Source organism: Nocardia acidivorans NBRC 108247 (genome assembly GCF_001625085.1).
Classification (GTDB): Bacteria; Actinomycetota; Actinomycetes; order Mycobacteriales; family Mycobacteriaceae; genus Nocardia; species Nocardia acidivorans.
This window is the reverse complement of the sequence record NZ_BDAW01000024.1, coordinates 110,807-122,482: the sequence shown is the minus strand read 5'-3', so window position 1 is coordinate 122,482 and position 11,676 is coordinate 110,807. Positions and strand designations below refer to the sequence as shown.

Annotated in this window: 11 protein-coding genes; 8 read left to right on the top strand and 3 right to left on the bottom strand. The window is 65.1% G+C overall.

Annotated features, from left to right (window positions below; genetic code table 11):
* Positions 1 to 80: 80 nt before the first annotated feature.
* From purB to NA10_RS15125, 3 genes are all read left to right on the top strand, one after another.
* Positions 81 to 1,502, top strand: coding sequence for an adenylosuccinate lyase (purB, locus tag NA10_RS15135; protein WP_067568452.1), 1,422 nt, complete (start codon positions 81 to 83; stop codon positions 1,500 to 1,502).
* Positions 1,503 to 1,523: 21 nt separating this feature from the next.
* Complete coding sequence (locus tag NA10_RS15130; RefSeq protein ID WP_067568451.1) at positions 1,524 to 1,961, top strand: HIT family protein; 438 nt, start codon at positions 1,524 to 1,526, stop codon at positions 1,959 to 1,961.
* A 129-nt stretch (positions 1,962 to 2,090) separates the two neighbouring features.
* Entirely contained in the window at positions 2,091 to 3,050 is a 960-nt protein-coding gene (locus NA10_RS15125) for an alpha/beta hydrolase (protein WP_067568450.1), read from the top strand.
* Position 3,051: 1 nt separating this feature from the next.
* Here the strand turns inward: NA10_RS15125 and NA10_RS38655 are convergent, their stop codons facing one another.
* Positions 3,052 to 3,294 (bottom strand): DUF397 domain-containing protein, encoded by a 243-nt coding sequence (locus tag NA10_RS38655; RefSeq protein WP_067568449.1) that lies wholly within the window; start codon positions 3,292 to 3,294, stop codon positions 3,052 to 3,054.
* A 116-nt stretch (positions 3,295 to 3,410) separates the two neighbouring features.
* Here NA10_RS38655 and NA10_RS36710 point away from each other — a divergent pair, with 116 nt between their 5' ends.
* Together NA10_RS36710 and NA10_RS15115 are read left to right on the top strand one after the other, a co-directional pair.
* Complete coding sequence (locus NA10_RS36710) at positions 3,411 to 3,620, top strand: hypothetical protein (RefSeq protein ID WP_157556521.1); 210 nt, start codon at positions 3,411 to 3,413, stop codon at positions 3,618 to 3,620.
* Between the two features lie 90 nt (positions 3,621 to 3,710).
* A complete protein-coding gene (locus NA10_RS15115; RefSeq protein WP_067568448.1) occupies positions 3,711 to 5,873 on the top strand; it encodes a S9 family peptidase in 2,163 nt (720 codons plus the stop codon).
* On the opposite strand, the gene NA10_RS15110 is transcribed toward NA10_RS15115, so the two are convergent.
* On the bottom strand, positions 5,870 to 7,384 hold the full coding sequence (locus NA10_RS15110) for an amino acid permease (protein WP_067568447.1): 1,515 nt from the start codon (positions 7,382 to 7,384) through the stop codon (positions 5,870 to 5,872). The genes NA10_RS15115 and NA10_RS15110 overlap by 4 nt on opposite strands.
* Positions 7,384 to 8,805, bottom strand: a complete 1,422-nt coding sequence (gene gad, locus NA10_RS15105) for a glutamate decarboxylase (protein ID WP_067568446.1) — start codon at positions 8,803 to 8,805, stop codon at positions 7,384 to 7,386. The genes NA10_RS15110 and gad overlap by 1 nt, the downstream gene beginning before the upstream one ends.
* Positions 8,806 to 8,849: 44 nt before the next feature.
* Here gad and NA10_RS15100 point away from each other — a divergent pair, with 44 nt between their 5' ends.
* Genes NA10_RS15100 through NA10_RS15090 form a run of 3 tightly spaced genes read left to right on the top strand, consistent with a single transcriptional unit; the run spans position 8,850 to position 11,675 of the window.
* Entirely contained in the window at positions 8,850 to 9,761 is a 912-nt protein-coding gene (locus NA10_RS15100; protein ID WP_067568445.1) for a glutaminase, read from the top strand.
* Positions 9,762 to 9,783: 22 nt separating this feature from the next.
* The gene (gene gadC / locus NA10_RS15095) at positions 9,784 to 11,214 is read left to right on the top strand and encodes a glutamate/gamma-aminobutyrate antiporter GadC (RefSeq protein WP_067568444.1); all 1,431 of its coding nucleotides are present in this window, start codon (positions 9,784 to 9,786) and stop codon (positions 11,212 to 11,214) included.
* Entirely contained in the window at positions 11,211 to 11,675 is a 465-nt protein-coding gene (locus NA10_RS15090; protein ID WP_084514696.1) for a hypothetical protein, read from the top strand. Before gadC ends, NA10_RS15090 begins: the two co-directional genes overlap by 4 nt.
* Position 11,676: the final 1 nt, after the last annotated feature.

The window sequence follows — 11,676 nt, the reverse complement described above, 5'->3', positions numbered from 1 at the left end:
CCGCCCGGAGCGAAGCGGAGGGCAAGAAGATACAGGGGCCGCGAACCGCCCGTAGCGAAGCGGAGGGCAAAATAGGCCCAGTGAGCTCTGTGCCGAACGTCCTCGCCACCCGATACGCCAGCCCCGAGCTGGTTCGCCTGTGGTCGCCGGAGAACAAGATCGTTCTGGAGCGGCGGCTGTGGCTGGAGGTGCTGCGGGCGCAGGCCGAGCTCGGGATCGAGGTGCCCGCGGGGGTTGTCGAGGATTACGAGCGCGTCATCGATCAGGTCGATCTGGCCTCGATCGCCGAGCGCGAGCGGGTTACCCGGCACGATGTGAAGGCGCGCATCGAGGAGTTCAACGCCCTGGCCGGACATGAGCATGTGCACAAGGGCATGACCTCGCGCGACCTCACCGAGAATGTCGAGCAGTTGCAGATCCGGCTCTCGCTCGAGCACGTGTACGCGCACGGCGTCGCCATCGCGGCTCGGCTGGCCGAGCGGGCCGCGGAGTACCAGTCCCTGGTGATGGCCGGTCGCTCGCACAATGTGGCGGCGCAGGCCACCACGTTGGGCAAGCGTTTCGCCTCGGCCGCGGACGAACTGTTGATCGCGCTGACCCGGCTGCGGGAGCTCATCGACCGCTACCCGCTGCGCGGTATCAAGGGCCCGATGGGCACCGCCCAGGACATGCTGGATCTGCTCGACGGCGACGCGGCCAAGCTCGCGCGGCTGGAGCAGAAGGTGGCGCACCACCTCGGCTTCAAGAATGTCTTCACCAGCGTCGGCCAGGTGTACCCGCGTTCGCTGGATCATGACGTGCTCTCCACCCTGGTCCAGATCGGCGCGGGCCCTTCGTCTTTCGCGCACACCATCCGCCTGATGGCCGGACACGAATTGGTCACCGAGGGCTTCCAGAAGGGGCAGGTCGGCTCCTCGGCCATGCCGCACAAGATGAACACCCGCTCCGCCGAGCGCGTGAACGGCCTGCAGGTGATCCTGCGCGGCTACGGTTCCATGGCCGCCGAGCTCGCGGGCGCGCAGTGGAACGAGGGTGACGTCTTCTGCTCGGTGATCCGCCGCGTCGCGCTGCCGGACGCCTTCTTCGCGATCGACGGCATGATGGAGACCTTCCTGACCATTCTGGCCGAATTCGGCGCCTACCCGGCCGTCATCGACCGGGAGCTGAACCGCTACCTGCCGTTCCTGGCCACCACCCGTCTGCTGATGGCGGCCGTGCGGGCCGGGGTGGGCCGGGAGACCGCGCACGAGGTCATCAAGGAGCACGCGGTCGCGGTGGCGCTGGCCATGCGCGAACAGGGCCGGGAGCCCGATCTGCTGGATCGCCTGGCCGCCGATGACCGGATGCCGCTGGATCGCGCCGCGCTCGAGGCGGCGCTGGCGGATCGTTCGGCCTTCATCGGCGCGGCCGAGGCGCAGACCGCGGAGGTCATCGCGCAGGTGCAGAAGCTGGTTTCGGCCAATCCCGAGGCGGCCCGCTACACCCCGGCGCCGATTCTGTAGCGGCGCAACTAGTCTCGGGGCGTGAATCCCTACACGATTTTCTCCGAGATCATCGCCGGGCAGGCCGAGGCCAGCACGGTGTACGAGGACGACGATGTTCTGGCGTTCATGGATATTCGCCCCGTGACGCCCGGACATCTGCTGGTGATTCCCAAGGTTCCCGCGCGCAGTCTGGCGGAACTGGATCCGGCGCTGGGCGGCAAGCTGTTCCAGGTGGGGCAGCGATTGGCGGCGGCGCTGCGCGCCTCCGAGGTGAACTGCGACGGCGTGAATTTCTTCCTGGCCGACGGGGTGACGGCGGGCCAGGAGGTTTTCCATGTGCATCTGCATGTGATTCCGCGTACTCCGGGCGATGGTTTCGGCCTGCGCGCCCGGCCCACCTCACCGCGCCGTGCCGACCTGGATTATCTGGCCGGATCCATTCGTGGCGTGTTGGAACAGGAAGCTGGTAATTCATAGCGAATTGGCATTACCATATGCGAACCGATTGGTTTGCCAAGGACGCGCCACAGACCGAATATTCCTCGCGGTTGCCACCACTCGAGTTACGTTGGAAATCGATTATGGTGGGCTGATGGAGGTGGGGCCATGCGTAGAAGTGTTGTTGCCACAGCGGTTTTCGCGTTCGCCGTGGGTTTGCTCGGTCCGGTGCTGACGTCACCGGCTACCGCTCGTGCGGCACAGGTGGTGCGGGTCGACGAATTGAACGCGAACCGCTCCGCACTGTTCATCGATTCCCCGGCCATGGGCCGGACCATTCAGGTGCAGGTCCTGCATCCCGCCGGCGGTGGGGAACGCTCCAGCTATTACCTCCTGGACGGTCTGGACCCGGGCGCGGCCCAGAGCACCTGGACCAATGCCACCGACGCCGAACCCTTCTTCCGCGGTAAGAACGTGAACGTGGTGCTGCCCATGGGCGGCCAGGCCAGCTACTACACCGACTGGGCCGCCGACGATCCGCGCTTCGGCCGGTACAGGTGGGAAACCTTTCTCACCGCGGAGCTGCCGCCGATCATCGACGACTACTTCGCAGGTAACGGGGTGAACGCCATCGGCGGGCTCTCCATGGGAGGTGTGGCGGCCTTCGCGCTCGCCGTGCGCCATCCCGAGCTCTATCGCGCCGTCGCCGGATACAGCGCCTGTCCGGACCTGACCATCGCGCAGGGTGCGATCCTGTTCTCCATCGCGAATCGCGGTGGCAATCCGTTCAATATGTGGGGCGGTCCCGCCGATCCGGCCTGGGCCGCGCACAATCCGGCGCTCATGGCGGATCGGTTGCGCGGCAAGACCATCTACCTGTCCACCGGCACCGGCCTGCCCGGCCCGCATGAGCTGGAGATCAAACCCCAACTGCCGGAGAACATCTTCTTCGGCGGCCCCATCGAATTCGGCGTGAACGCGTGTGTGAATTCGTTCGCCGCACATCTGAAGGATCTGAATATTCCGGCGGTGGTCGATTACAGCCCGGTGGGCACGCATTCGTGGTCGTACTGGCAGGACACGCTGCATGAATCCTGGCCGACCATAGGCGGGGCGATCGGCGCCTGAATCACTTTCCGGGACGGTTGAATTCGCCGTCCTTGGCCCCGGCGACGAAGGCACGCCACTCGCCGGGGGTGAACACCAGCACCGGCCCGTCCGGATTGCGGGAATCCCGCAGACCGATGTTTCCGCTGGCCAGGAAGGCGATTTCGACGCCTTCGGCGCTGTCGTCACCGCGCCGCCAGACGGCGTCGGACTCGATCTCGCGGTTCTTGCCCGCAGCGGGCGAAGAGATGGACTCGGCTTCCACGTCGAACTCCCTAAACGCCGGTACTGATCGGTGATGTAGATCGCACTCATAATGCCAGGGTTTGCGGAGCCTGCGGATCGGATATTCCATTCTGTGTCCGCGGAAGGAGGTATGTGGTGCGCACGCCAGGGTCAGCACAGCGAGCAGCTCCCATCTCCGACAGCTGTGATGTGGTGCCGGAGCGGTTCAATACCGAACTGGCGCAGAGCATTCTGAGTGTGCACAGAAGCTGCCCGACCGACCAGTGCGCACGGCGCAAGGCGGCGGTCTTCTTCCTGTACGACCAGGCCCGGCATCGGGTTCCGTCAGGTACGCGACGGCGGTAGCTCAGCGACGTAGCAGACGTTGGAGCAGTACAAGTGTGTCGAGCCGCTCCGGAGTGACCCCGGAGCGGGCTCACCACTAACGTTGTCACCATGGCTCTGGACAGCAGTGGTAGCGCGATATCCAATTCCGGCGCGGCGGTGACCGCGCCCATCGCCAAGCGGGTGCCGAGCGAGCGGGTGCACCACGGCGATGTCTTCGTCGACGAGTACGAATGGCTGCGGGACAAGAAGGATCCCGAGGTCATCGCGCACCTGGAGGCGGAGAACGCCTATACCGAGGCGCAGACCGAGAAGTTGCGGCCGCTGCGGGAGAAGATCTTCGACGAGATCAAGGCCCGCACCCAGGAGACCGACCTCTCCCTGCCCACCCGGATGGGCGACTACTGGTACTACTCGCGCACCTTCGAGGGCAAACAGCACGGCGTCTCCTGCCGCTGCCCGGTCGCGGACAAGGACGACTGGACGCCGCCGCAGCTGGTGGCCGGGGTCGAGATTCCGGGCGAGGAAGTGTTGCTGGACCTGAACGAACTCGCCGAGGGGCAGGAGTTCTTCGCGCTCGGCGCGTACTCGCTGAGCCACGCCGGGGACATGCTCGCCTATTCGGTCGATACCGAGGGCGATGAGCGCTACACGCTGCGCGTGAAGAACCTGACCACCGGGGAGCTGCTGCCCGAGGAGATCGGCGATATCGCGGGCGGGGCCACCTGGTCCCTGGACGGGACGCACATCTTCTATCAGACCCTCGATGAGTCCTGGCGGCCCGACAGCGTCTGGCGGCATCGCCTGGGCACCGAGCGCGCCGCCGATGTCCGCGTCTTCCACGAGGCCGATGAGAGCTTCTGGGTCGGTATCGACGCGACCCGTTCGGAGCGGTTCCTGGTCATTCGCACCGGCTCCAAGCTCACCAGCGAGGAGTGGATTCTGGAGGCGGACAATCCCGAAGGGGAGTTCCGCGTCCTGCTGCCGCGCCGCGAGGGCGTCGAATACGGCACCGAGCACGCGGTCATCGGCGGTGAGGACAAGTTGCTCATCCTGCACAACGATGTGGTGGACGGGGTGAAGGCGGTCAATTCGGTTCTCGCCGTCGCGCCGCTGAGCGATCCGGCCGATATGACCGTGCTCATTCCGCATCGCGACGATGTGCGGCTGGAGGGGATCGACGCCTTCGCCGACAAGCTGGTGCTCAGCTACCGCCGCGAGGCGCTGCCGCGAGTGGCGGTGTGGCCGTTGACCTCCGACGGCTTCGGCGAACTGCGCGATATCGACTTCGACCTGGCGCTGTTCTCCGCGGGCCTGGGCGGCAATCCCGAATGGGAGCAGCCCATGCTGCGCATCGGGGTCACCTCGTTCATCACCCCGACCCAGGTCTTCGACTACGTGCCCGAGACCGGGGAGATGATCCTGCGCAAGGAGCAGGTGGTGCTCGGCGGCTACAACGCCGACGAGTATGTGCAGCAGCGGGATTGGGCGATCGCGCCGGACGGCACCCGGGTGCCGGTCTCGCTGGTGCGGCGCAAGGACGCCCCGGCGGGCCCGAAACCGTTGCTGCTCTACGGATACGGCTCCTACGAGGCCGCCATCGACCCGTACTTCTCGGTGGCGCGGCTGTCGCTGCTGGATCGCGGCATGGTGTTCGCGGTGGCGCATGTGCGCGGCGGCGGTGAGATGGGCCGGCTCTGGTACGAGGACGGCAAGACGCTCACCAAGAAGAACACCTTCACCGATTTCATCGCTGTCGCACAGCATTTGGTGGATACCGAGGTGACCGCGCCCGATCGGATGGTGGCCGACGGCGGCAGTGCGGGCGGGCTGCTCATGGGTGCGGTGGCGAATATGGCCCCGGAGCTCTTCAGCGGCATTCTCACCAGTGTGCCGTTCGTGGATCCGCTGACCTCGATTCTGGATCCGTCACTGCCGCTCACCGTCACCGAATGGGACGAGTGGGGAAATCCTTTGGCGGACAAGCAAATCTACGACTACATGAAGACCTACGCACCGTATGAGAATGTGGTGGCGCAGGATTACCCGGCGATTCTGGCCATTACCGGCCTCAATGACACCCGGGTGCTGTACGTGGAACCGGCCAAATGGGTCGCGAAGTTGCGCGCCACCAAGACCGGGCATTCGCAATTGCTGCTCAAGACCGAGATGACCGCGGGCCACGGCGGTGTCAGCGGGCGCTATGAGAAGTGGAAGGAAATCGCCTTCGAATTCGCCTGGCTGCTGGATACCGTCGGGCTCGCGGACGTCTAGACCCGGGTGAGGTGGGAGCGATCGGCGCTGGGGCCCAGCGCCTTCGCCTTCACCTCGTCCGGGGGCACCCAGGACGGCTTCTTCCGCTTCTCGATGATCAGCGGGATGGCGCTGAAGATGATCGCGCCCGCCGCGACCAGGCCGATATAGCTGGCCTTGTTGCCGATGGGCAGCTGTGACGGCGGTACGAACGCCAGCACGAACGCGAAAGCCACCGCCAGGAAACCGATTCCGGCGAACAGCCAGATGCCGGTCTTACCGCCGGGGATCTTGAAGGCGCGCGGCAGTTCCGGATGGGTGTAGCGCAGTCGGATGGCGGCGGCGTACATGAACATGTAGATGATCAGGTACAGGCTCACCGCCATGGCCGAGATCAGGAAGAACGCCGAGCTGACATCGTCCATGAACAGGTAGATCGACGACAGCGCGGTCACGATGACGCCCTGGATGATCAGGATATTGACCTGTACGCCGCGGTTGTTCACCTGCTGCAGCACCGGCGGCAGCATGCCGTCGTGCGCGGTGGCGAGCACACCGCGGCTGGGCCCCATGATCCAGGCCAGCACACCCGCGAGCGCGCCGTAGGCGATCAGGGCGGACAGTACGCGCACCGGCCAGGTGGAGTGGATCATCTCGGTGAATCCGAGGGTGAAGGCGTCGAAGACACCGGTATTCAGATCGATCTTGTCGTAGGCCACGATGCCCGCCACCGCGAGCGCGCCGAGGGTGAAGATGCCGAAGGCCACCGCCGCGGCGATCATGATGGCGGCCGGATACCCCTTCGACGGGTTCTTCAATTCGGTCGAGTGCACACCCTGCGATTCCACCCCGGCGAAGTTCAGCAGAATGCCCGCCAGGAACGAAAGTCCGGACAGCCCCGCGATATACGGGAAGAACCGGGGTGAGTCATGACCGTCGTGCACCACCGTCACCGCGTCGTTCGTGGTGTGCTGCCAGCCGACATCGTGCCCGGTCGCGATCCACCAGAGGAACACCGCCACCAGGATGATGCCCGGCAGTGCGGTGCCCGCCAGGAATCCGGCCCGGGTCACCTTCAGCGCGAACTGATTGCTCACGAAGGCGATCGCGGTGCACAGCCAGAATGCGGCGATGGCGAAAATGCCGACGTACACATGGTTTTGGGCGATATCGGGTCGATCGAAGGCGAACGCCACACCGGCGGCGGCGAAGCTCATACCGGTCGGATAGAAGACGATCACCTGGATCCAGGACAGGAAGATGATCCAGAAGCCGACCTTCTTGCCGAAGGCCCCGCTGATCCAGGCGTACAGGCCGCCGGTCTTGTCGGCGTACATACTGCCCAGCTCCGCGGCGACCAGTCCGGCCGGAATCAGGAACAGCAGGGTGGAGAAGCCGATATAGAAGAACATCGTCATCTCTTCCTCGGCCATCATGGGCAGACCGCGCAGACTGGTGACAATCGATGCGGCGGTGGTGAATCCGAGCGCGGAGACGCTGAGGTACCTGTTTGCCCGGTGCGCGCCGCCCACTACCGCTCGCCCTCGGCCGCGACGGGATGCGTCTCGGCATCCCTGGACGGCACCGCGGGCGTGGCATTGTGCGTGAAGCCGCCCGCCTCCTCCCGGGTGAGCGAGGTGGTGAGCGGGTGCGCGTTGAGCTGTTTGAGGCAGCGCAGCAGATCCGCGAGCAGCAGATCCGCCATATCGAGGGTGAAGCCGTGTCGCAGCACCGCGCGCATGATGGTCTCGTCCTCGCGGTCGGCGGGCAGCGGATAGGCGGCGATCAACCAGCCGCGGGTGCGCAGTTTGTCGGACAGGTCGTAGAGGTTGAAGGTGCGCTCGCCCTTCAACTTCCACGACACGGCCGTGATGCCGCGGTTGGGATCGCCGTCGTGGATCATCTCGAAGAGTCCGGTATCGGTCAGTCCTGCCGCGAGATGCTGTGCGGCACGGTAGATCTCGTACTGCACCTTGGCGTAGCCGGTGCGGCCGAGCCGAATGAAGTCGTAGTACTGGGTGATGACCTGACCGCCCGGCCGGGAGAAGTTCAGATTGAAGGTGGCCATGGAGCCGCCGAGGTAGTCGACATCGAAGATGAGTTCCTTGGGCAGATCGGCGGCGGTGCGCCAGATGGCCCAGCCCGCGCCCAGCGGGGCGAGTCCGGTCTTGTGCCCGGAGGCGTTGATGGATTTCACCCGGGGTAGCCGGAAGTCCCACACCACCTCGGGCGCGCAGAACGGGGCCAGGAAGCCGCCGCTGGCCGCATCGACGTGGATGGGGATGTCGAGTCCGGTCTTCTGCTCCAGTTCGTCCAGGGCTCTGCTGATTCCGGCCACATCCTCGAAGAGTCCGGTGAAGGTCTGTCCGAAGGTGGGCACCACCATGATGGTGTTGGCGTCGCAGTAGGCGGCCACATCGTCCGGATGCATGGTGAGCTTGTCGCCGCGCAGCGGGATCTGCCGGATCTCCACATCGAAGTAGCGGGCGAACTTCTCCCAGCAGACCTGGACCGGCCCGCAGACGAAATTGGGGATGCCGGTGCCACCGCGTTTGCGCCAGCGGAATTTCGCGGCCAGTCCGCCGAGCATGGCGGCCTCGCTGGAGCCGGTGGTGGAGGTGCCGAGGGTTTTCATGGCGTCGGGGGAATGCCACAGGTCCGCGACCATGCGCACGCAGCGCTGTTCGAGTTCGGCGGTCTGCGGGTATTCGTCCTTGTCGACAATGTTCTTGTCGAGGGATTCGCTCATCAGGCGGCGGGCCTGATCGTCGACCCAGGTGGTGCAGAAGGTCGCCAGATTCATGCGGGAGACGCCGTCGAGCATGAGTTCGTCATGCACGATTTCGTACGCGACCTGCGCGAACATCTCGGGCACCGGGAATCCGGCCTTGGGCGCGCTGCGGCGCAGGCCCGGCATGGCGAAGAGATCATCGGATTCCGGATTGCCCGTCATTTAGCCTCCCAGAGATGGTTGCTGAAAGATTACTATCCAGCTCCATGGACTATCAGAATGTCATAGGACAGGTGATGTCCGCCGCAGCGCCACACATTGGGGAGGGTGCGGTCGCCGATTACATTCCCGGCCTCGCCGTGGTCGATCCCAAACAGTTCGGTATTGCCGTCGCCACCGCCGAGGGGCAGGTCTACAGCGATGGCGACGTGGGAATCCCCTTTGCGATAGAGAGTATTTCCAAGGTTTTCGCACTTGCTTTGGTGCTGTCGCGCAAGGGCACCGCGCTCTGGGATCGGGTTCGGCGCGAGCCGTCGGGGATGCCGTTCAATGACCTGATCGAACTGGAGTTGGAGAAGGGGATTCCGCGAAATCCCTATATAAACCCCGGTGCCATCGTGGTAACTGATCAATTGCTGTTTGATACCGGCGATGCCGTCGCCGCACTCCGGGACCTCTTCCGCGCCGAGACCGGAAACCACGCCCTCGATGTCGACAGCGTCATCGCCGAATCCGAGTTGCGCAGCGGTGAACGCAATCGCGCCATCGGCTATCTCATGTCGAGCTTCGGCAATGTGCGCAATCCGGTGGAGTTGGCGCTGGACCACTATTTCCGGCAGTGCTCGTTCAGCATCACCTGCACCGAGTTGGCGACGGCCGGACTGCTGGTGGCCCGGCATGGCCTGCGCGCCGACGGCAGTCGTTTGCTGGAGCGCGCCGACGCTCGTCATATCACCGCGCTCATGGCCACCTGCGGCACCTACGACGCGGCGGGCGAGTTCGCCTACCGGGTCGGATTGCCGTGCAAGAGTGGAGTCGGCGGCGCGATCCTGGCCGTCGTACCCGATCGCTGTTCGATAGCCGTCTGGGGGCCGGGGCTGGATCCGAAGGGTAATTCGGTCACCGGCGGCATCGCCCTGGCGGCTTTCGCGCGCGCGAGCGGGTTCTCGGTGTTCTGACGAACGGACGGGAAGGTGAGATATGGCCGGGACGACCACGACGGTCGCGAAAAGTACTGCCACCAAATATATCTCGTGGGTGACGCTGGCGCTCATGACCACCAGTTCGGTCGCCAGCCTGCGGGCCTCGCCCACCATGGCGGTGTACGGGCTGGCCTGTGTCTTCCTGTATCTGCTGCCCGCGCTGCTGTTCCTGCTGCCGACGGCCTTCGTCGCCGCCGAGCTGGCCTCGGGCTGGGCGGGCGGGGTGTACAAATGGGTCGGCGAGGGGCTTTCACAGCCGCTGGGATTCCTGGCGGTGTGGTGTCAGTTCGCCATGACGATCTTCTACTATCCGAGCCTCTTGGCTTATGTGGCAAGCACTTTCGCGTACATCATCAATCCCTCGCTGGCGGCCAACGGCACCTACGTGGCGATTGTCATCATCGTCATCTACTGGGCGGGCGTGTTCGTTTCCTCGCAGGGCACCAAAACCGTTGCGGGACTGTCGAGTATGGGGCTGATCATCGGCACGCTGATTCCGGGCGTACTGCTGGTGGCGCTCGGCCTGGTCTTCCTGGCGCAGGGCAATCCGTCCGCCGCGCCCATGGATGCCGGACATCTGCTGCCCGCCTGGACCGGACTCGCCAGCCTGGTGCTCATCGTCAACAACTTCCTGTCCTACGCGGGCATGGAGATGAACGCGGTGCACGTGTCCTCGCTGAAGAATCCGGGTAGGGAGTATCCGAGGGCCATGGCGCTGGCGGTCGCGCTGGTGCTGGTCATCTTCATCGTGCCCGCCGTGGTGATCAGCTGGGTGGTGCCTTCGCAGAATCTGAGCCTGACCGCCGGTGTCATGCAGGCGTTCGACGGCTTCTTCAACCACTTCCACATCGGCTTCCTGACCCCGATCCTGGGCGTCATGCTGGTGGCGGCGGCGCTGGGCGGCATGCTCACCTGGCTGGCCGGACCTTCCAAGGGGCTGCTGCTCATCGGCCGCAAGGAGGGGTATCTGCCACCGGTCCTGACTCGGGTGAACAAGCATGGGGTGCAACAGAACATGCTGGTCGCGCAGGGTGTGGTGACCACGCTGCTGGCGCTGCTCTACGCCTTCATCCCGGATGTCTCCAGCGCGTACTGGATGTTGTCGGTGATCACCACGCAGGTGTATCTGATCATGTACGTACTGATGTTCGCCGCGGCGATCCAATTGCGCCGCAAGCAACCCGACCATCCGCGCGGGTATCGCGCGCCCATGCTCATCGCGCTGTGCGGGCTCGGCACGGTCTCCTCCATTGCCGCGTTCCTCATCGGCTTCGTACCGCCCTCGCAGTACGGCAGCGGCGGCGCGCTCGGATATGTGCTGCTCATCGGTGTCGGCATGGGCGTGGTCGGCCTGCTGATTCCGTTCCTGTTCTTCAAGTTCCGCAAACCGGGCTGGAAGATCGCGGTCCCCGAGGAGGCGCTGGCATGACCGAGGTCGAGATCGAACAGCTGGAGGGGGCCTCCGCGCGGTCCCGGCGGATCGTCTACTGGTCGGTGGCGGTGGTGCTGGTGGCCATCGCGGTGGCCGGGGTGATCGTCTTCCGGGAGGGCCGGAACAGCGATGCGGCGCTGCGCAAAGCGCAGGTGCTCCAATCCCGTTTGCTGGAAGCGGGATTGGCCGCACCCGAGCCGCAGGTGATCGCGGATTCGCTCGGCGAGGACGGTGGGCTGGTCTGCTCGGATCCGAGTTCACCGCTGATCAGGGCCAGGTATCGGGCGTCCATCAGCAATGGGGCCGGTGGTCCGGGGAGTCGCCCGGTCATCGCCGACACCCAGATCTTCACCGCGACGGCGCTCGCCATCGAAACCTACTGTCCCGACCGGCTGGCCGCCTATCTGGAAGAGACCGGAACACTGCGCAAGGGTGACACAGTGAAGAGCGACCATTGAT

Coding starts and splice junctions, on each gene's coding strand:
- NA10_RS15125 (WP_067568450.1), top strand. CDS start 2,091: ATGCGTAGAAGTGTTGTTGCCACAGCGGTTTTCGCGTTCGCCGTGGGT.
- NA10_RS15115 (WP_067568448.1), top strand. CDS start 3,711: ATGGCTCTGGACAGCAGTGGTAGCGCGATATCCAATTCCGGCGCGGCG.
- gad (WP_067568446.1), bottom strand. CDS start 8,805: ATGACGGGCAATCCGGAATCCGATGATCTCTTCGCCATGCCGGGCCTG.
- NA10_RS15100 (WP_067568445.1), top strand. CDS start 8,850: ATGGACTATCAGAATGTCATAGGACAGGTGATGTCCGCCGCAGCGCCA.
- gadC (WP_067568444.1), top strand. CDS start 9,784: ATGGCCGGGACGACCACGACGGTCGCGAAAAGTACTGCCACCAAATAT.
- NA10_RS15090 (WP_084514696.1), top strand. CDS start 11,211: ATGACCGAGGTCGAGATCGAACAGCTGGAGGGGGCCTCCGCGCGGTCC.